Source organism: Collinsella aerofaciens (assembly GCF_015556945.1).
Lineage (GTDB): Bacteria > Actinomycetota > Coriobacteriia > Coriobacteriales > Coriobacteriaceae > Collinsella > Collinsella aerofaciens_AO.
In genome coordinates this window covers 92,157-111,650 of the sequence record NZ_JADNNH010000003.1, presented here as the reverse complement: position 1 = coordinate 111,650, position 19,494 = coordinate 92,157, and the positions used below count along the sequence as shown (strand labels likewise).

Annotated in this window: 15 protein-coding genes and 1 tRNA gene; 10 read left to right on the top strand and 6 right to left on the bottom strand. The window is 61.2% G+C overall.

All coding sequences use genetic code 11. The features are described from left to right. Positions 1-356: 356 nt before the first annotated feature. The 4 genes from pth to glmU all read right to left on the bottom strand — a co-directional run bounded on the left by pth (position 357) and on the right by glmU (position 5,510). Entirely contained in the window at positions 357-986 is a 630-nt protein-coding gene (gene pth, locus I2F59_RS01835; protein WP_195503072.1) for an aminoacyl-tRNA hydrolase, read from the bottom strand. Positions 987-1,334: 348 nt separating this feature from the next. Then, positions 1,335-2,171: an endonuclease domain-containing protein gene (locus I2F59_RS01830; protein ID WP_229065275.1), complete on the bottom strand. Its 837-nt coding sequence runs from the start codon at positions 2,169-2,171 to the stop codon at positions 1,335-1,337. Between the two features lie 746 nt (positions 2,172-2,917). Next, entirely contained in the window at positions 2,918-3,904 is a 987-nt protein-coding gene (locus I2F59_RS01825; protein WP_022094252.1) for a ribose-phosphate diphosphokinase, read from the bottom strand. A gap of 193 nt (positions 3,905-4,097) precedes the next feature. Next, the gene (gene glmU, locus I2F59_RS01820) at positions 4,098-5,510 is read right to left on the bottom strand and encodes a bifunctional UDP-N-acetylglucosamine diphosphorylase/glucosamine-1-phosphate N-acetyltransferase GlmU (protein ID WP_195503070.1); all 1,413 of its coding nucleotides are present in this window, start codon (positions 5,508-5,510) and stop codon (positions 4,098-4,100) included. 199 nt (positions 5,511-5,709) lie between these two features. Between glmU and I2F59_RS01815 the strand changes: the two genes are divergently transcribed. The 3 genes from I2F59_RS01815 to I2F59_RS01805 are packed head-to-tail and all read left to right on the top strand — an operon-like array spanning position 5,710 to position 8,958. Further along, positions 5,710-6,597 carry an energy-coupling factor transporter transmembrane component T gene (locus I2F59_RS01815; protein ID WP_271755737.1) on the top strand — a complete coding sequence of 296 codons (888 nt, stop codon included), beginning with the start codon at positions 5,710-5,712 and terminating at the stop codon, positions 6,595-6,597. Then, positions 6,597-8,240, top strand: a complete 1,644-nt coding sequence (locus tag I2F59_RS01810) for an ABC transporter ATP-binding protein (RefSeq protein ID WP_195503066.1) — start codon at positions 6,597-6,599, stop codon at positions 8,238-8,240. Before I2F59_RS01815 ends, I2F59_RS01810 begins: the two co-directional genes overlap by 1 nt. 4 nt (positions 8,241-8,244) lie before the next feature. Then, positions 8,245-8,958, top strand: coding sequence for a DUF6580 family putative transport protein (locus tag I2F59_RS01805; RefSeq protein WP_195503064.1), 714 nt, complete (start codon positions 8,245-8,247; stop codon positions 8,956-8,958). A 148-nt stretch (positions 8,959-9,106) separates the two neighbouring features. Here the strand turns inward: I2F59_RS01805 and I2F59_RS01800 are convergent, their stop codons facing one another. Then, complete coding sequence (locus I2F59_RS01800; protein ID WP_195503062.1) at positions 9,107-9,925, bottom strand: exodeoxyribonuclease III; 819 nt, start codon at positions 9,923-9,925, stop codon at positions 9,107-9,109. Between the two features lie 136 nt (positions 9,926-10,061). Between I2F59_RS01800 and I2F59_RS01795 the strand changes: the two genes are divergently transcribed. From I2F59_RS01795 to I2F59_RS01780, 4 genes are all read left to right on the top strand, one after another. After that, the gene (locus tag I2F59_RS01795) at positions 10,062-10,814 is read left to right on the top strand and encodes an NAD-dependent protein deacylase (protein WP_195361661.1); all 753 of its coding nucleotides are present in this window, start codon (positions 10,062-10,064) and stop codon (positions 10,812-10,814) included. Between the two features lie 95 nt (positions 10,815-10,909). Continuing rightward, positions 10,910-12,640, top strand: coding sequence for a dihydropteroate synthase (gene folP, locus I2F59_RS01790; protein WP_195503060.1), 1,731 nt, complete (start codon positions 10,910-10,912; stop codon positions 12,638-12,640). Beyond that, the gene (locus tag I2F59_RS01785) at positions 12,641-13,342 is read left to right on the top strand and encodes a hypothetical protein (RefSeq protein ID WP_195503058.1); all 702 of its coding nucleotides are present in this window, start codon (positions 12,641-12,643) and stop codon (positions 13,340-13,342) included. Positions 13,343-13,595: 253 nt separating this feature from the next. After that, on the top strand, positions 13,596-14,792 hold the full coding sequence (locus I2F59_RS01780) for an ATP-binding protein (protein WP_195503056.1): 1,197 nt from the start codon (positions 13,596-13,598) through the stop codon (positions 14,790-14,792). A 105-nt stretch (positions 14,793-14,897) separates the two neighbouring features. Here I2F59_RS01780 and I2F59_RS01775 read toward each other — a convergent pair whose 3' ends face one another. Then, a complete protein-coding gene (locus tag I2F59_RS01775; protein WP_158554584.1) occupies positions 14,898-15,671 on the bottom strand; it encodes a type III pantothenate kinase in 774 nt (257 codons plus the stop codon). A gap of 197 nt (positions 15,672-15,868) precedes the next feature. Between I2F59_RS01775 and I2F59_RS01770 the strand changes: the two genes are divergently transcribed. The 3 genes from I2F59_RS01770 (at position 15,869) to I2F59_RS01760 (ending at position 19,436) form a co-directional block, all read left to right on the top strand. Further along, positions 15,869-15,945 (top strand) — tRNA-Met (locus I2F59_RS01770). A 528-nt stretch (positions 15,946-16,473) separates the two neighbouring features. Continuing rightward, the gene (gene bilR / locus I2F59_RS01765; protein ID WP_229065274.1) at positions 16,474-18,504 is read left to right on the top strand and encodes a bilirubin reductase, long form; all 2,031 of its coding nucleotides are present in this window, start codon (positions 16,474-16,476) and stop codon (positions 18,502-18,504) included. Between the two features lie 449 nt (positions 18,505-18,953). Beyond that, positions 18,954-19,436: a helix-turn-helix domain-containing protein gene (locus I2F59_RS01760; RefSeq protein ID WP_195503054.1), complete on the top strand. Its 483-nt coding sequence runs from the start codon at positions 18,954-18,956 to the stop codon at positions 19,434-19,436. The last annotated feature ends 58 nt before the right edge of the window (positions 19,437-19,494 follow it).

The window sequence follows — 19,494 nt, the reverse complement described above, 5'->3', positions numbered from 1 at the left end:
TAGGGCCGCCGAACCGTGCCTCCACGGAAATGGACGGTAGCCCGAATAAAACCGTACGCGCACAGGCGTTGTGCAGACATACGGTGCAAATTATACCCTCATGGACATGTCACTTACGTGTGTCTTCGGCGGTTGGGAGCAGGGTTTGTCCACTTTGGCCTACCAAATAGGGACAGGTTTATTTTGGTCGGTTTTATCAGGCAAAACGGCAAAGGGGGCCGGCCTCGCGCTTCGTTGAGGCCGGCCCCCTTTGGGGTGTTATGCATGTATGGTGGCAGCGTGTTTATTGCGATGTGCCGACTGCGGTGTTTCCGCAGGTAAAACCTGCCAAAATAAACATCCCTAAATGATAGGTTTTAGTGCTTGCCGTTGGCGGAGGCGGCGCCGTTGACATGGTCGCGGGCATAGACCACGCCGTGGACGATGGCCAGACCGGCGGCATCTGCGGCGCGGGCGCAGGTGTCCTGGAAGTCCTCGGCCTCGCGGGCGCGCAGCTGCTTGAGCACATAGTCTGCCACGGCCATCTTGCCGGGAGGGTTGCCGATGCCGGTGCGGATGCGACTGAAGTCGCGGCTGCCCATCTTGTCGATGATGGAGCGCAGGCCGTTGTGGCCGGCGTGGCCACCGCCCACCTTGACGCGTACGTCGCCGGCGGGAATGTCGAGCTCATCGTGAATCACGAGCAGCTCCTCGGCCTTGATCTTGTACTCGCGGCAGAGCTTGGAGATGGGACCACCCGAGGTATTCATATACGACTGCGGCTTGACCAGCACAATCTGGCGCTTGCCGTTCTCTTCCTCTGCATCGTTGATATTGATGAGCGCGACCTCGGCGCCTGCCTGGTTTTTCCAGTATGTGACGCCGGCCTGACGGGCCAGCTCGTCGATTGCTTTGAAACCAGCGTTGTGGCGGGTCTCGGCATATTCCTCGCCGGGGTTGCCAAGTCCGGCAACCATGCGAATCTTAAGCGGCTGTGCAGCTGCCATGTGCTTCCTTTCGTCGATTTGTCGCCTGCTATGGTGAGCGACCCCGTTGCTGCTGTCAAATGGAGGGTGATTGAGGCTGCATGAGGGCGTTTAGACGGTTGTCAGAAGTCGGGGTGGACAGTTAGTTCAGATTTGTATAAACCAAGAGGTCTTTGACTGCCAAAATTGGGACCGCGGAACTGCCACGGCGCTTTGGGGAGCACATTTTGCACTCTTTCAGATCTTTCGAGCCTTCAAATGAGGTGACTCGCGCCGGGATGGCGGCAAACCACCTCGATATTAGCCGTCTGTTTATGCAAATCTGAACTAACTGTCCAGCTATACTCGGTGACACTGAGTAAAAGTCTTTTAGACCGGCGCGAGGCCGATTCCGGCCCGCAGGGCGTTGAGCCAGGCGGCCTGACGCTTGCGATAACCCTTGATGCGATAGCGGAATCGAACCCCCGCAAGTCGATGCATCGTCTGGGCGAAGGCTTCGAGTGCAACAAGGTCCTTCATTTGGTCGCGATTGATAACCAGGACGTGGATACCCATGGCTTTAAGACCATTGTTGCGATTGCCATCGTGGATGCGGGCGTTTTGAAGCTCATGCCCAATTCCGTTGTATTCGTTGTCGACTCCGGCGGCCGGGCAATATAGGTCGCAGATGGCGTAGGGGATACCCGAGGACATGTTGACCGCAAGGGTGTCGAAATCGACGCGATAGTTGAGCAGCAGGCCTCCCATGGGCAAGCTGCAACACCCGAATCCGCCAAAGCGCATGGGTGCGCCCAGGACGGCGAACATCAATGATTCCGCTGGGGATGCGGATCCGGCCCGGGCGAGTTTGACAGCCGTACGAAACGAGGCGTAGGAACTACTTTTGGCAAACCGTGCGACTGCCTCGAGCTCTTCGATGGTTGTGGCGGGTTCGCATTTGTAGTGTGCCTGTTCGTAGCGGGTTTCGGCTTGCTTTTCGGGCGTCGGTTGGTCGCCCTGGCAATCGAGGTCGTCCATCGCTTCGAAGCTGTTGGCCTTGGGCCACGTGTCGTCGTAGGCGATGGGGTAAGTTGCCTCGGGCGGAAGTGAGTAGGTTCCGAGCAGCTCCATGAGAAGCATCAAGGTTTTGGCGACTGATTCATTTTTGGAGCAAAGCATGGCCGTCATGGCGGGAGACGTTGCGTAGATGTCGGTTTCAATGTGCATAATCGCACCTTGGGGAAGAGGGGCGGTGATGGTGTGCTGGAGGAGCCGTTCGTCGGGCCGTCTGTTGTTGCCGCCCGCAACAAAGAGCTCTAGACACTCGGAGTCGTCTTCGCTCCAGGCGTCAAGTATTGCAAGGGCCGCAAAGTCTATGGCGTCCTTGTTGGGAACGCAACCTTCGAGGGCTTGTGTCTGTTGCTCGTCATCGATGGCGTCCCAGGGAAGGGCGGAGTACGCCCGTCGAGCGCGGCGAATTGCGCGGAGGGCGGAGAGATGTGAAACCACGGTCGTCATAGCTATAAGTTACTAATCCGTTGGCGAAACGATATTGCCGTATTGTTCTTTTCGCTCAAAGGGGTGTCGCGCGCCGCAGGCGGTAGCGTGATCATGTGGAATGCCTTGAAAAAGTGGAGAATGGAGCGATGGGCTGGCCTTGGAGGCATCTACTGAGGTGGGTGTTGGGCAGTTAGTTCAGATTTGTATAAGGCGACCGGGGTGTATTGCCGTTGTTGAAGGAATCGGTGGGCAAAATGGGGCCAATGGCATGGTGAAGAGATCCATAGGCGGAGGGATCGAGCGGAATTATGCCGGCAAGAGAGCTTTCGACGTATTAAATGGCCCAAACGAATGCCTTAACAAATACAAATCTGAACTAACTGTCCATGACAGGTTGTCGAGTGGTAGAAAAAGGGTCGGAAGCGAGCTTCCGACCCTTTAAAAACACCAAAGATGATGAGATGCACGCTGGATTACAGCGCGAAGTCGCCGCCGACGAGCGTGGAGACGGGCTCCTCGTGGTAAACGGCGGAGATGGCCTGAGCGAACTCCTCGGCGACCGAGATGGTCTTGATCTTGCCGCCGACCTCGACGGGAATGGCGTCGGTGACGAGGCACTCGACGATCGGGGCGTCGTTCAGACGCTCGATGGCCGGACCGGAGAAGATGCCGTGGGTGGCGCAGACGTAGATGTCGCCAGCGCCCATAGCCTTGAGCTCCTTGACGTTGGCGCACAGGGTGCCAGCGGTGTCGATCATGTCGTCGTTGATGATGCAGGTCTTGCCCTTGATGTCACCGATGATGCCCATGACCTCGGCGGCGTTGTGGCGCGGACGGCCCTTGTGGGCGATGGCCAGGTCGCAGCCGAGCATGTCGGACAGCTTCTTGGCGGCCTTGGCACGACCCACGTCGGGGGAGACGACAACCAGGTTGTCGGTGTCGAAGTGCATGTCGTTGTAGTACTGGCCAAACAGCGGCAGCGCGGACAGATGGTTAACCGGGATATCGAAGAAGCCCTGGATCTGACCCTGGTGCAGGTCGAGGGTGATGATGCGGTTGACGCCGGCGCGCTCGAGCAGGTTGGCGACGAGGCGGGCGGTGATGGGCTCGCGCGGGCCGGCCTTGCGGTCCTGGCGGGCATAGCCGTAGTGGGTGATGACGGCGGTGATGGAGCGGGCGGATGCGCGCTTGGCAGCGTCGGTGGCGATGAGCAGCTCCATGAGCATGTCGTTGACGTTGCCGCCGGCCACGGACTGAATCAGGAAGACGTCGGCGCCGCGGACGGTCTCGTCGTAGCGGGCGTAAATCTCACCGTTGGCGAACTGCTTTAGCGTAAGGCCCGAAAGCTCGACCCCAAGGTACTCAGCGATCTTCTGAGCGAGGGGACGGTTGGAGGAACCGGAATACACGCGGATGGACTTGCGCATATTCTCCGACTTCTCGGGATCATTAATCGGCATTACCCTTCTCCTTTATATATCGAATGCCATATAGATGCCTTTTTGCATTGTAACCGCGCAACGGGGTTTATCGAGTCTTGATAACGTCTTTACCGTCAACGGACACGAACCGACCACTCATCCGGTTGCGCAGGTCACGATAGAAAAAGGAGCCGCCCCCATGGGAACAGCTCCTTAGATGCTTGGTAAAACGTTATACCTCGTCGTCCTCGTGCAGACGGCGGCGATAATCGGCGGCCCAGCCCTCAATGTTTACCTGACGGGCGCGGCCCAGGCCAAGTGCGTCGGCCGGGACCGGCTCGGTGATGACGGAGCCGGCGGCCACGAGCGCGCCGTCGCCAATCTGGGCGGGCGCGACCATCATGGTGTCGGAACCGATGAAGGCGTCCTTGCCGATGACGGTCTTGTGCTTGTGCACGCCGTCGTAGTTGCAGGTGATGGAGCCCGCGCCCACGTTGACGCCGGAGCCCATGGTGGTGTCGCCGATGTAGGAAAGGTGCGGCACCTTGGAGCCCTCGCCGATTGTGGACTTCTTGATCTCCACGTGCGTGCCGGCCTTGGAACCGTCGAGCATGTGGGTACCCGGGCGCAGGTAGGCGCGCGGGCCGCAGTCGACGCCGTTCTCGATGACGGCCTCGATGGCGATGGTCTCATCGATGGTGCAGCCGCTGCCGACGGTGGTGTCGGTGAGGCGGCTGTTGGGGCCGAGCTGGCACTCCTCGCCCACGGTGACGTGACCGATCAGATGCGTCTGCGGCCACACGACGGTGTCTCGGCCGATGGTGGCATCGGGGCCGATCCAGGCCTGCGTGGGGTCGATGAAGGTAACGCCCTCGGCCATCCAGTGCTCGTTGATGCGGTCGCGCGCGATGGCGGTGAGCTGTGCGAGCTGGATGCGGCTGTTGACGCCCAGGCCGTCGCGGTAGTCATCGCAGTGGAAGATGGAGACTGCCTGACCATGGCCTTTGAGGATCTCGAGCATGTCGGGCAGGTAGTACTCGGATTGCGCGTTGTCGTTGCCGATCTCGTCAATGTGGGCGGCGAGCTGCGCGCCGTCAAAGGCGTAGCAGCCGGCGTTGCACTCCAGCAGCGTGGCGGCCTGCTCGGGCGTGCAGTCTTTCTGCTCGATGATGCGCTCGATCTGGCCGTCGGCGCCCAGCTTGATGCGGCCGTAGCCGAAGGGGTCGGGCGGGGTCATGGTCATGACGGTGCAGGCGAGCTCGCCGGTGGCGACGGTTTGCGCGAACTTGGCAACGGTGTCGGCGGTGATGAGGGGCAAGTCGCCGTTGAGCACGACGACGGGGCCTTGCGTGATGCCGCAGGCCTCGAGCGCGACTTTCACGGCGTGGCCGGTGCCCAGGCGCTCGGTCTGCTCAACGCACTCGACCTTGGTGGCGCTGTTGGCGTAGGTGCCGTCGATAAGGGCGCGCATCTCGTCGGCGTGGCTGCCGATGACGACCACGACGCGGCTGCAGCCGGCCTTGATGGCGGCGTCGACGATCCACTGGACCATGGGCTTGCCCAGGATCTTGTGCGAAACCTTGCAGTGGTTCGACTTCATGCGGGTGCCCTCGCCAGCAGCGAGGATAATTGCGGTTGCGTCCATGTGATCTCCTGTTACGTTATAGAGACGTGTGTTTGGAAACGATACACGGCGCAATATGATACCGCAGGCATATGTTGAGCGCGTAGCGATTGGTTTGCGGCGGTTGAGGCTTGCGCCGCCGGCGTGGCGTTTGCGCTGCTTGCGTGCGGCGTTGGCGGTGCTGCGGAGCTGCCGTTTGAGCGAGGGGACGGGGGTGCCCGTGGACAACATACAAGAGGAGTTTGGCGGCGAGCCCGTCGCGGCATTCTCGATGTCGCATCCGGCTGTGCCGGCACTCTATATAGTGCTGACGCTGGGGCTCACCATGTTCTCGATGCAGCCGGTGCTGATCGCGCTGTCGCTTGCGGGCGGGCTGGCGTACGGGCTTGCGACGCGCGGTGCTGCGCGCACGTTGGGGGCGCTTCGCTGGCAGCTGCCGGTGATTTTGATTATCGCGGTGCTCAATCCGCTGTTTAGTGCATCGGGCTCGACGGAGCTGTTTCGTATTGGCATGCGTGCGGTGTATCTAGAGAGCATGGTTTACGGCCTGTGCATGGGTGGGCTGTTTGTGGCGAGCGTGCTGTGGTTTGAGGCAGCGGCGTCGATGCTCGAATACGACAAGGTGCTCGCGCTGCTGGGCAATGCCGCACCGGTGATTGCGCTTATGATCTCGATGTGCATGCGGCTTATCCCGCAGTTTTTGCGCCGCGGCCGCACGGTGCTGGCGGTGCAAGACGCGATTGACGTGCCGGGCCGCGCGCCCACCGATCCCGTGCGATCGCGCCTGCGGGCGTCGAGCGTGTTGATGGGCTGGGGCATGGAAGATTCGCTGGAGCGCGCGGACGCGATGCGCTCGCGCGGGTGGGGTGCCGCGACACGTCGTACGACGTATGCGCGGTATCGACTGGGGCGCAGCGACGTTGCCGCGCTGGTCGGGCTCGCGCTGTTTGGTGCCGCCGCGGTGGCCGTGGCGGCGACCGCGACGACGCAGTATTCGTTTTATCCGCAGCTCTCGGTGCCGGCGCCGTGGCTGGGCTATGTCGTGTACGCTGCCTGGATGATGCTGCCTTGCGCATTGCACGCGATTGATGAGAGGAGGTTTGGCTGATGGCTCGGTTGGATAGGGGCCCGGTGTCGGGCGCGGCGTGCGGCCCGGATATGCCGGCGATTGAGGTGCGGAGCCTGAGCTTTGCCTACCCCGATGCTGATGCTGCGGTGCTCGAGGGGCTCGACTGGTCTGTTCCCCAAGGTGCGTTTGCGCTGCTTGTTGGCGGTACCGGTTCGGGCAAGTCGACGCTGCTGTCGCTGCTCAAGCCCGAGATCGTTCCAGCGGGCGAGCGCACTGGCGAACTGCGCGTGCTGGGCGAGCCCGTTGCCGACATGGACGTACGGGCATCGGCGGAGCGCGTGGGCTATGTGTTCCAGGATCCCGAGAACCAGATCGTGTGCGAAACCGTGTGGCACGAGATGGCGTTTGGCCTGGAAAACTTGGGGCTAGCACGTGATGAGATGCGCCGTCGCGTAGCTGAGACCAGCTATTTCTTTGGGCTGGAAGATTGGCTTCACCGCGATACTGACACGCTTTCGGGTGGTCGCAAACAGTTGCTGTCGTTGGCGGCCGTTCTGGCGTTGCGCCCGCACGTGCTGCTGCTCGACGAGCCCACGTCTCAGCTCGATCCCGTTGCCGAGAAGAATTTCCTGCACGCGCTGTTTCGTGTGAATCGCGAGCTGGGCTGCACGGTTGTTGTGGCGACGCATCAGCCGCGCCCAATGCTCGAATACGCGACGTGTGCGTACCGGATTGAGGATGGCCGCGTGCACGAGGCGGCGGATATGGCATCTTTGGGACGCCGAGAATCGCTGTTTTCCGATGACACGTTGGGGTGGGGTGCCATCCGATGTGCAAAAAACGGAGTATTCAGCAGGCGTGAGGACAATTTGGGCTCTCTGGAGCCGCCCGGGGACGTATCGAGCGCGAAAAAAAGTTCAGAATTGGACAAATCGTCCGAATTTGTGGCGCAAACGTCGCTCGAGAACGGCTTGGAAGCCTTCTCGCGCACGGATGGAAGCAGAATACTCCAAAAAATGCACGCTGGGTCGGCTACCACCCTGTCGGAAGGTTGGTTTCGCTACGATCGAGCGTCCGGCTGGGTGTTGCGTGGGCTCGATGCGTCGTTTTCGGCCGGTGCGGTGCATGCGGTTGTTGGCGGTAACGGCTGCGGCAAGTCGACGGTGCTCTCGGTGCTGGCGAAGACCGCCAAGCTGCAGCGCGGCCGCATGGTGCGCGGAGCGGCCTCGGCGGCGCTGCTGCCTCAGAATCCCAAAGCATTGCTGGTTGCCGAGACGGTTCGCGATGAGCTGATGGAATGGGCCTCGACCTGCGGATATGACGAGAACTTGGCGCGGGAGCGTGCGGCGAGCTTGGGGTTGTCGGGTCTGGATGGACGCCATCCGTACGATCTTTCGGGCGGGCAGCGTCAACTGCTTGCATTGGCAAAACTGCTGCTAATCGGCCCCGAACTGCTATTGCTCGATGAGCCCACCAAGGGTCTAGACCTGTTCAGCCGCCGCATCATCGCCCGCGCCCTGCGTGACCATGCGAAGGCTGGCGGCACCGTCATCATGGCCACGCACGATCTGGATTTTGCCGAGCAGGTTGCCGATGACGTTGCCATGATGTTTGACGGTGAGATTGCCTGCATGGAGTCCCCGGCCGACTTCTTTGCCGACAACGTGTTCTATAGGGCGTGATGGGATGGCGGATTTTCGCGCCTCGCGCCTACTCACAAAACTTGAGATTCCGCTGTTGTTGGCGGTGCCGGCGGTAATGACCGCAGCATTGCTGGCAGGCATTGAGCAGGCAGCGCTTGCCATGCTGGTTGTGGTGGCGCTCGTGCTCGCGCTGTTCTTTGCGGGTTACGAGGCATCTCGTCCGGGTTTGCGCCAGATTATGCCCACGCTGGTGCTGGCGGCGCTGGCGGCGGCGGGGCGCATCCTGTTTGGGCCCATTCCCGACTTTAAACCGGTGAGCGCCATCGCCATTATCGCGGGGGCGACGCTTGGTCGCCGCAATGGTTTTATGGTTGGCGCGCTGGCAGCGCTGACCAGCAATTTCTTTTTTGGACAGGGCATGTGGACGCCGTGGCAGATGTATGCCTGGGGGCTCGTGGGATACGTTGGCGGTGTGCTGGCGTATGCGGGTGCGTTCGACCGCGCCGACGGCACCGTGCGCATGCCAGCGCTGCTGGCGTACGGCTTTGCGTCGGGCCTGCTCTATGGCGTCGTGATCAACGCGTATGACATCATTGGTTTTGTACAGCCGCTTACTTGGGCGGGTGCCGCGGCGCGTCTTGCCACGGCAGTGCCGTTCGATATTACGCACGGCCTTGCGACCTGCGTGTTTTTGGCCGCCTTGTACAAGCCTTGGTGTCGCCGCATTAACCGTGTCGTCGTGAAATACGGGCTGTAAGGCATTTCGCGTTCCCTCACGAACTTGCGGTGGAATAGTTCTCGTTTTTGGCTATTTGCTGCCCAAACAGGAACTATTCCACCGCAACTTATAGGGGGAGAGGGGTCACATGATCTGTTTTCCTCTGTCCCCCAGGAATTGCTTGGCGCTAGAGCTCTAGCGTGAGGGTGACGGGGCAGTGGTCGCTGCCGAAGATATCGCCGCGGATACCGGTGTCGCGCACGGTATTGGCGATTGAATCACTTACCAAGAAGTAATCGATGCGCCAGCCGGCGTTGTTCTTGCGGGCATTAAAGCGATAGCTCCACCAGCTGTAGACGCCCTCGACGTCTGGATTAGCCGTGCGCCAGGTATCGGTAAAGCCGGCGTTGAGCAGCTCGGTAAACTTGCCGCGTTCTTCGTCCGAAAAGCCGGCGTTGCCGCGGTTGGACTTGGGGTTCTTAAGGTCGATCTCCTCGTGCGCCACGTTAAAGTCGCCGCAGGTCACGACGGGTTTGCCGCTCTCGCGCTCAAGCGCGCTCAAAAAGCCGCGATAGGCATCATCCCAGGCCATGCGCACGTCGATGCGGGCGAGTTCGTTTTGCGCGTTGGGAGTGTAGACATCCACAAACCAGAACTTGTCGAACTCCAACGCGCAGACGCGGCCCTCGGTTGCGGCTTGGGCGACGAGCTCGGCCGCCTCGCCCTCGCCGGCGTAGGGTAACAGCGCGTCGGCGTGCAGCACGCGCAGCGGTTCCTGGCGGCTAAAGACCGCAGTGCCCGAATAGCCTTTACGCTCGGCGTAGCTCCAGGTTTGGCGATAGCCGGGCAGGTCAATATCAACCTGGCCTTCTTGCAACTTGGTCTCTTGCAACGCCAGGATATCGACGTCGAGTTCTTGCGCGATCTGGATAAAGCTCGGGTCCTTTTTGAGCACGGCGCGCAGGCCGTTGACGTTCCACGAGGCGAAAGTGTAAGTCTGAGGCATGGTGTCCTTTCGACGGGGTTGGCAGGCTTAAGATTAGCGCAACAGGGGCGGTGGTGGGCACCGCGCGTGCTGACCCAAAGGCCGCATGCTGGGACATCGCCCGACGCTGCCCGACCAACAAGGACGGAGGACTCATATGACGCAGGCGATAACGGACTCCAAACAGGCCTCCGCCGCGCTGGCGGAGCTGTTCGGCACCCACAAGCGCGTGGTCTTCTTTGGCGGCGCGGGCGTTTCCACGGCGAGTGGCATCCCCGATTTCCGCAGCGTGGACGGCCTATATCACCAACAGTTTGCCTACCCGCCCGAGACCATGCTCTCGCATAGCTTTTACGAGGTGCACCCGGCCGAGTTCTTCGACTTCTACCGCACCAAGATGATCGCGCTTGGCGCCAAGCCCAACCGCTGCCACACCAAGCTGGCCGAGCTGGAGCGCGCCGGCAAGCTCGACGCCGTGGTGACGCAAAACATCGACGGCCTGCATCAGATGGCCGGCTCACAGCGCGTGTTTGAGTTGCACGGATCGGTCCATCGCAACATTTGCCAGTCGTGCGGCGCGGTCTATAGCGCCGAGTGGATTTGCTCGCGCGAGCACGAGGATGCCGCGGGCGTGCCCGCGTGCCCCGCGTGCGGCGGCCGCATCAAGCCCGATGTAGTGCTCTACGAAGAGCCGCTCGACGAGCATGTGTTGACCGGTGCCGTTGCCGCCATCGCCGCGGCCGATGCCCTCATTGTAGGCGGGACCTCGCTCGTGGTGTATCCGGCGGCGGGCCTTACGCGTTACTTTACCGGCGATACGCTGGCCATATGCAACCTTGCTCCCACCGATCAGGATGCAAATGCCGACCTGCTGATTTCTTGCGACATCGCGGCCGCGTTTGCGTTCTAGCCCGCGCGCGCGGATACAATAGAAAGACTGATTGCAAAGCGACCCCGCCGCCAGCTCCCCAAGCTCGGCGGCGTGGGCATTTTAGGAGGATGTTCATGGCGAACGACAGCAAGACATGGCGGTGCGGAAAGTACGAGCTCAGCTTTGACCGTCCGCGCATCATGGGCGTCCTCAACGTGACGCCCGATTCGTTTAGCGATGGCGGGGAGCACTTCGACCCGGATGCCGCCATCGAGTACGGCCTGGCGATGCTCGACGCCGGCGCCGACATCATCGACGTGGGCGGCGAGTCCACGCGCCCCGGCTTTACCCCGGTCAACCCCGACGAGGAGGCTCGCCGCGTGCTGCCCGTGGTGCGCGCGCTGGCCAAGGAGGGCGCCATCGTCTCGATCGACACGCGTCATGTGGCGGTTGCCAAGGCGGCCGTGCGCTGCGGCGCCTCGATCGTCAACGACGTGACCGGCTTCACCGATCCCAAGATGGTCGAGTTTGTTAAGACGAGCACCTGCGGCATCATCGTGATGCATGCCGGCGAGGTCGCCGCGCCCACCCGCACGCACGCAACGGTGCAGCTCGATACCTCGGCAGCGGCGTTTGTTGCCGAGAAGGCGCGCGAGGCGGCTGCCGAGGCCGCGCGTGAGGCCGAGAAGCCGGCTCGCCGCCGTCGCGGCAAGTTGCTGGGTGAGCCTAAGTCGGAGGCCAAGCTTCCGGGCGGCGTGGTGCAGCCCTCGTTGCCGTTTGGCGAACCGGAGCCCACGTCCGAGCCTGCAAGCGAGCAGGAGACGCCCGCCACCGAGCAGACTGCTGCCGCCGAGACCGTCGCGCCCGCGCCCGCAGCCACCGAGGCCGCATCGGAGTCCAATGACCGTCTGGCCGCCATGATGCGCCGCAGCGCCCGCCGCGAGGAAGCCTACGTGCCCACCTCGCAGCTCCGCCGCTTCACCCTGCCCGATTCGGCGCCCATCATGCGCCGCGTCATGGGCTTTCTGTCCGACCAGGCCCGCACACTCATCCATGCCGGCGTGTCGCGCGACCGCATCTGCATCGATCCGGGCCCGGGCTTTGGTAAGTCGGCTAACGAGGACATCGTCATCCAGCGCGAGACTGCCAAGATGGCGTCACTGGGCTATCCGCTCATGTGCGCCGTGTCGCGCAAGCGCTTTGTGGGTGCCGTCTCGGGCGTGACCGAGGCCGCCGAGCGCGATGCCGCTACGTTTGGCGTGTGCCTGGGCGCCATCCAGGCCGGTGCCAACATCGTGCGCGTGCACGACGCCGCGGGTTTTGCGCAGTTCCTGAACGGTTACTGGGCGGTTGCCAATCCGCAGCCGCGCCGCGCGTTTGTGGCCGTGGGCTCTAACCTGGGGCATCGCTGCGACAACATCCGCGCCGCACGCGACATGATCGCCGAGATTCCACTCACCTGCGTGTCCAACTCCTCCAAGATCTACGAGAGCGAGCCGGCCTACGAGACGCGCCAGGACGCGTTTGCCAACGCCGTCATCGAGATTAAGACCGAGCTGGCGCCGTTGGTGCTGCTCGACGAGCTCATGAAGATCGAGGCCGATCTGGGGCGCGACCGCTCCAAGAAGGCCAAGGCCAACGGCCCGCGCACCATCGACCTGGACCTGCTGTGGATGGACGGCGAGACCCACGGCGGCAAAAAGCTGCGCCTGCCGCATCCGCTGATCGGCGAGCGCGATTTTGTGCTGGTGCCGCTCGAGGACCTGATGCACGACCCGGCGCGGTTCTTCCGCTACAACGGCGTCGAGGTCAAGGAACCCGAGGATCGCGTGGGCCATATCGTGGGTGAATTGGGGCGTATGTAGATGATCGAGATGAATGCTGTTGCCGCCGGCACCGAGCTCGACGCGGCGCGTGACGCAGGCCGCGAGGGCGTGTCCGCGGGCTGGTGCGCGTGGAGCGCGGGCGATGCTTCGCTGGCGTTTTCGCTGGTTGTGCGTCCGGACGTGAACATGCATGCCTTCCACGGCCTGCCGTTTGTGGCGGCGATGGGCATGATGGATGCGCTTGTGGGCACGGCTTCGACGCCGGGGTTGGGCCTTGCCGGTAAGGTGGGTATCCAGTGGCCGAGCGATATCGTGTGCGGCGCGCCCGCGTTTGAGACGTCGTTCGCGCGTGTTACCGTGAACGGCGGTGCCGGTGCTGCGGGCATGTTCGGTGCCGTGACGGTGGATATTGAGCGTTCGGCGCTGAGCGAGCTCGGTGTAGATATGGCCGACGAAGCGCTGGTCGAAGAGTTGGCCGCCGCCGTGCTGACCCGCGTGGACGCCTGGGCGGCTGTTGCCAACACGCCGCAAGGCGCCGCAGGGCCGCTGGCTCCCGTGCTGGGCGAGTACTTCGACATGGTGCCGCTGCTGGGCCGCCAAGTTGCGGCGGTGTCGCCCAACGGTTTGCCGCTTGCGGTCGGTGTGTTTGCGGGCCTGGACATCTGGGGTCGTGCGACCATCAAGACCGATGCCGGCGAGCAAGAGTTTCCGCCCGAGGCCGTACGGATTCGCGGGCTGTAACGTGGGGCGTTCGCGCCCAAAGATAACGATGACAACAAGACCCTCCTCGGCCTGTGCCGGGGAGGGTTTCGCCTATCTGGGGAACGGGGTTGCCAGCGCTCTATTCCTCAAAAATGAAAAATTTTCGTTTTTGAGGAATAGAATTAAGCCAGCTCGGCCTTTTGCGAGGTATATTCGTTGCAGAGTCTATTCCTCAAAACTGAAAAATTTTCGTTTTTGAGGAATAGCGATAAAAGACCGCAGGGAGGCGCCAATGAAACTCATCAATAGAACGTCATACATGGACATGTTGACGAGCCTTATTGGCGTGCCGGACATCAAGGTCATAACGGGCATTCGCCGTGGCGGTAAGTCAAAATTGCTCGAGGCCCTCCGCGATTACGTGGAGGCAAATCTGTCCAATTCGAATGTCATCCATATCAATTACAACCTCGACGAGTTCGAGGACCTGCTCGAATATCATGCCCTGCTCGCCTATGTAAAAGAGCATCGAGTGTCCGACAAGCAAAACTTCCTGCTTATCGATGAGGTTCAGATGTGCGACGGCTTTGAACGCGCGATCAACAGCCTCCATGCATCCGAGCAGTACGACATTTTCATTACCGGATCGAACGCCTTTTTGCTGTCGAGCGATCTGTCGACGCTCTTTACGGGGCGTACGTTCGAGATCGAGGTTTTCCCATTCTCGTTTGAGGAGTATCGTCTCTATGGCGACGAGGGCGATGTCGACCGCGACTTCGATGAGTACGCGAGAACCGGCGGTATGTCCGGCTCTTACCCTTATCCACTGCAGGAGCAGCGCTATCAATATCTCTCCAATGTCTTTAAAACGCTCATCGTGAGGGATATCGTGCAGCGGCATAACGTGAGAAACGAATCGGCGCTGCTGCGCATTGCCGATTACATGATGGACAACGTTTCCAACATTACGTCGGCACGCAACATTACTGATGCATTAAATGCGGATGGGCTAAAGATTACGAACAAGACGGTCGGCACGTACATGGGGTACCTGTGCGATGCGTTTGCCTTCTATAAAGTTCGTCGGTACGACATTCGCGGCAAAAAATACCTTAAGAGCGGCGAGAAATATTACCTGGCAGACCACGCGTTCAAATACGCACTGCTCGGTACACGTGATATGGATTGGGGACGCGTATACGAGAACATGGTGGCCATCGAGCTGCTGCGCCGCGGATACGAGGTATACGTCGGTGTGCTCTATAAAAAGGAAATTGACTTTATAGCAATCAAGCGAAGCGAGAAGCTCTACATTCAGGTGAGCGACGACATCAGCTCGGATAAGACATTTGAACGCGAGATTTCGCCACTGCTGAGCATTGGCGACGCGTACCCCAAGATGATTCTCGCCCGAACGCATCACGAGGCCACGGACCGCAATGGGGTGCAGATCGTGGACCTGGCGAGGTGGCTATGCGGCGAGGCGTAGCAGAAAGCCTATTCCTCAAACCTGATAAATTTTCGATTTTGAGGAATAGGACCGATGCGTTGCCTAGTTCGCCGCTCGCGTTCGTGCTCGACTTAAGCCCCTGCTCTATCCCAGCTCCTGCATGCGGCGGTAAATTTCGCAGATACCCTTGATGGTGAGCTGTCCATCGACCACGTCGAAGGCATCGGTCGAATCGGCGACGATGCTGGCGAGACCGCCCGTGGCGATAACGGTGGCATCCTCGCGGCCCAGCTCGCGCTTCATGCGCGCGACCAGGCCCTCAGCCATGGCGGCGGCGCCCGTTACGGCGCCGACCTTGATGCACTCCTCGGTATCGCGGCCGATGGCGTGCTCGGGCGCCTCGAGCGGCACGCTGGCGAGCTTGGCGGCACGGGCGGCAAGCGCGTCCATGGAGATGCGGATGCCCGGCGCGATCGCTCCGCCAATGTAATAACCGTCCTCATCGATGACGTCGATATTGGTCGCGGTGCCAAAGTCCACCACGATTGCCGGCGCGCCGTAGAAAGTCTCGGCCGCAACGGCGTTGGCGACGCGATCGGCACCTACGGCCTGGGGGCGCGCCGCGCGCAGCTTGGTCACCGCGGCCGTCTGCGGCCCGATGACGATGGCGTCCGCGGCAATGCGGTCGGCCACGGCGTGCCACTCGCGCGAGAGCTGCGGCACCACGCCCGCAAAGGCGATTGCGTCGACCGCATCGAGCGAAAGGCCGTACATCTTAAAGAAACCCATCAGGCGCACGTGGATCTCGTCGGCGGTATAGGAGCGGTCGGTGGGCATACGCCACGACTGCACCAGCTCGTCTCCGTCAAACAGGCCCATGGCCGTCTGCGTGTTTCCCATATCGATAGCGAGCAGCATGTCTACTCCCAGTGTTGGCATAAAAGGACGCGCACCATTGTATACGCGCCGCCGACGGCGCTCGGCTGCGATTCGTTTACGGTGATAGGGGCTGAGGGGTTTTAAATATGAAGGAATTATGCTCTACGAGATTTTCCTTGCCGCTTACCGAACTCCCGCGTAATATTCTTTCTAGCGCACATGAAGCGCCCAGACATTGCGGGGTGGAGCAGTCTGGTAGCTCGCCGGGCTCATAACCCGGAGGTCGTAGGTTCAAATCCTGCCCCCGCGACCAAGAACTTGCAGCTCGTCGGCCTAGCCGGCGAGCTTTTTTGTTATTTCGGGACCGTGTTTTCGATCCAATTCTCGGCCTCTCAAACAAAATCTCGATCTGTAACATCTAGACCCGATTTGGGCGGCTAGGTGTTACAGATCGAGATATACCGGTGGGCTTGGTCGTGTTTGTCTAAATCTGTAACACGAGGGACGGTTTTTGCCGAGTAACCGTTACAGATTGAGATTTTCTAGCAGGCGGGTTTGGTTTGTCTCGATCTGTAACAGGTTGGGGTCAAAAGTAGGTCTAGATGTTACAGATCTAGATTGTTGAGGATGGGTTGAGAGGAATACCTTGATTTGTAACAGTAAGACCCGGTTTTGCCGCGTAACTGTTACAGATTGAGATAAACCGACGGGCCGCCCCGCCCCATCCACCTGCCGCTACCTGTTATCCGCCGATTTCCGTTGCGCTGTTGTATTCCCATGCCATATCCTCTAGACAACTACGCGGCATCATCGCCGCCGCGCCTACAAGAGAGGAATGTCCATGACCGCACCTGCATCCAAGCTGCTTCAGCCCATTACGGTTGGCCCCCTTGAGCTCAAAAACCGCATTATGTTCCCGCCGCTGACCACCGGCTACGAGGAGCGCGACGGCTCCATTGGCGAGCGCAGCCTGGCTTTTTACGAGCGCCTGGCCCGTGGCGGCGTGAGCTACATCGTCATCGGCGACGTTGCTCCCGTCATGACCGCAAGCCCCACGCCCAAGCTGGCGACCGACGCCCAAATCCCCACGTTTAAGGCCCTGGCCGATGCCGTCCACAAGCACGGCGCCAAGGTCGCGCTGCAGCTGTTCCACCCCGAGTACGACGTGCCCGGCGTCGGCCGCATGGTCATGGGATCCATGGCCGCCGCCAAGGCCGCGCAGGAGGCCAAGGCCGCCGGCGACGAGGAGACCTTTGCCGCCAAGATGGCCGAGTCCAACGAGATCCGCAACCAGGCCTACGCCAAGCTGCATCACGACATGCAGCACTTTGTGAACGAGGCGAGCGTAGAGCAGCTCACCCAGATCAAGGAGGCCATCGCTGCCTCGGCCGCTCGCGCACAGCAGGCCGGGATCGACGCTATCGAGGTCCACGGCGACCGCCTGGTGGGTTCGCTGTGCTCGGCCATCCTCAACCAGCGCACCGACGAGTACGGTGGTTCGTTCGAGAACCGCGTTCGCTACGCGCTGGAGGTCGTCGCCGCCATTAAGGAGGCCGCGCCGCAGCTGATGGTGGAGTACAAGCTCCCCGTGATCATGGAGAACCCCGACGGCACGCCGCGCGGCAAGGGTGGCCTGCAGCCCGACGAGGCCTGCGAGTTCGCCAAGCTGCTCGAGGGTGCGGGCATCGATATGATTCAGGTCGCACAGGCCAACCACACCGGCAACATGGGCGACACCATTCCGCCCATGGGTGCCATGCCCTACAACTGGACGCTGCCCGTGGCCGAGCGCGTCAAGGCCCTGGTCTCCGTGCCGGTGGCAACCGTCGGCCGCGTTGTCTCGGTTGAGGCCGGCGAGAAGATTCTGGAAGACGGCGCGGCCGACATCATCGCCTATGGCCGCTCGCTCATGTGCGACCCCGACATTGCGCTGAAGGCCGCCACGGGTGAGCCCATCCGCGAGTGCCTCAACTGCAACAAGGGTTGCGTCGATGCGATTCAAAACCGCAAGTACATTTCGTGCGTGCTCAATGCCGAGAACGGCGACGAGGCGACCATCGCCATCAAGCCGGGCGAGGGCGACAAGAAGATCGCCGTGGTGGGCGGCGGCATCGCCGGCCTGGAGGCCGCGCGCGTGGCGGCCAAGCGCGGCTACGATGTGACTGTCTACGAGGCGAGCGACCATCTGGGCGGCCAGATTGTGCTGGCGGCCGCGCCCCCGCGCAAGGACGAGATCATGCGCTCGGTCGAGTACTACGAGAAGATTCTGCCCGGCCTGGGCGTGAAGGTTGAGCTCAACCATGCCGCTACCGCTGAGGACCTCAACGTCGCCGACGCCGCGATTGTGGCCGTGGGCGCGCACGACGTGGTCATCCCCGTTCCGGGTGCCGATTCGGACAAGGTCGTCTCGAGCTGGGACGTGCTGGCCGGCAAGGTGGAGCTCAGCGGCCGCGTCGCCGTCATTGGCGGTGGCCTGGTGGGCACCGAGACTGCCGAGTACCTGCTGCAGCACGGCTGCGAGGTGGCGATCGTGGAGATGCTCGACAAGATTGCCGCGGGCGAGTCCGAGACCATTCTGCCGCTGATCATGAGCGACTTTGCCGAGCACAACGTGGAACAGCATGTTAAGACCCGTCTGACCGCCATCACCGACGAGGGCGTGGAGGCCATTCGCACCACCGAGGACGGCGCCGAGGAGCCGGTAAAGATCGCCTGCGATTACGTGGTGATGGCCGTGGGCTCCAAGGCCAACGCGTTTGATCTGAATGGCGTGACGGTGCCCGTGACCTGCGTGGGCGACTGCTCGGGCGAGCGCACCGCCGACATTGCGAGCGCCATTCGCACGGCATATCACGCGGCCAACGAGCTGTAGTTGAGCATCGCGGCCAGGCGGGGCGGTAGCACGGATTCGTCTCGCCCGGCTGTGTCCCGTCGGGTGTCAACCGGTGCGGGGCCTGCAAGCGCAGCAGGTCCCGCCCTTTTTGTTTTGCTCCGGTGGATGGCAATGCGCGGTAATCATGAGGAGTGATGACGTCTACTGCCTCGCAGATCACTCAAAATTATTGGGGGAGGGGTTAATAACTATATCCTCTATACCAAAGGATATAAAGAGATGCCAATTTTGTTGACAAGCGAATGACGATTAGCTGCGAGTCAGCTACCAGCGTAAATAATCGATAAAGAAATGTCGTAATTTGGTGCCAAATGCCCAGATAACGCCGCGCCTATTTTAATTAACTGCTTTGAGCAAACAGCAAAATGCTACTATCTAACATGCACGTAAGAAGGCAGATTAACGGTTAAGGCTAAGAAGTGGCAGGTATGTCGGAAGCAACAAGGACTCGCACGCATGCGCCCGAGGTTAGGCAGCGCGCCGTCGAGATCCTCCAAGAGGGGGTCGGTCATCGCGCCCTCGCCGCGGAGCTTGGCATTCCCCAGGCCACGGCTCGTCAGTGGGCCCGCGCGTATGCCGTGGGCGGTGCCGACGCCGTTCTCAACGCTGGTTCGCATCACCACACCTATTCGTACGAAGTTAAGCTCGCCGTGGTTAAGGACCGTTTGGAAAACGGCCTGACGGTTCGCGAGGCCATGATCAAGTACAAGATTCCTAGCGAGTCTTCGGTCAAGGCTTGGTGCCGCCAGTATCGCGAGAACGGTGAGTCCGCGCTGGTCGATAAGCCGCGCGGTCGCAAGCCGCGCGTTAAAAAGGCGGAATGGCGAACGGGATGGTGCGCCCACAGGGGCGCATTTTTCTTGCCGCGCCACTGCTCCAATGCGGACAGACTCCTTACCCCGTACGTCTAAAACTCCCCAGTTGACCGAAAACCTGCCGCCGCTACTCCTCAATTGAGCTATAACGTTA

Coding starts and splice junctions, on each gene's coding strand:
- I2F59_RS01775 (WP_158554584.1), bottom strand. CDS start 15,671: ATGCTGCTCGCTATCGATATGGGAAACACGCAGACGGCCATGGGCCTG.
- I2F59_RS01785 (WP_195503058.1), top strand. CDS start 12,641: ATGATCGAGATGAATGCTGTTGCCGCCGGCACCGAGCTCGACGCGGCG.
- glmU (WP_195503070.1), bottom strand. CDS start 5,510: ATGGACGCAACCGCAATTATCCTCGCTGCTGGCGAGGGCACCCGCATG.
- folP (WP_195503060.1), top strand. CDS start 10,910: ATGGCGAACGACAGCAAGACATGGCGGTGCGGAAAGTACGAGCTCAGC.
- I2F59_RS01800 (WP_195503062.1), bottom strand. CDS start 9,925: ATGCCTCAGACTTACACTTTCGCCTCGTGGAACGTCAACGGCCTGCGC.
- I2F59_RS01760 (WP_195503054.1), top strand. CDS start 18,954: ATGTCGGAAGCAACAAGGACTCGCACGCATGCGCCCGAGGTTAGGCAG.
- I2F59_RS01795 (WP_195361661.1), top strand. CDS start 10,062: ATGACGCAGGCGATAACGGACTCCAAACAGGCCTCCGCCGCGCTGGCG.
- I2F59_RS01825 (WP_022094252.1), bottom strand. CDS start 3,904: ATGCCGATTAATGATCCCGAGAAGTCGGAGAATATGCGCAAGTCCATC.
- I2F59_RS01810 (WP_195503066.1), top strand. CDS start 6,597: ATGGCTCGGTTGGATAGGGGCCCGGTGTCGGGCGCGGCGTGCGGCCCG.
- bilR (WP_229065274.1), top strand. CDS start 16,474: ATGACCGCACCTGCATCCAAGCTGCTTCAGCCCATTACGGTTGGCCCC.
- I2F59_RS01780 (WP_195503056.1), top strand. CDS start 13,596: ATGAAACTCATCAATAGAACGTCATACATGGACATGTTGACGAGCCTT.
- pth (WP_195503072.1), bottom strand. CDS start 986: ATGGCAGCTGCACAGCCGCTTAAGATTCGCATGGTTGCCGGACTTGGC.
- I2F59_RS01805 (WP_195503064.1), top strand. CDS start 8,245: ATGGCGGATTTTCGCGCCTCGCGCCTACTCACAAAACTTGAGATTCCG.
- I2F59_RS01830 (WP_229065275.1), bottom strand. CDS start 2,171: ATGCACATTGAAACCGACATCTACGCAACGTCTCCCGCCATGACGGCC.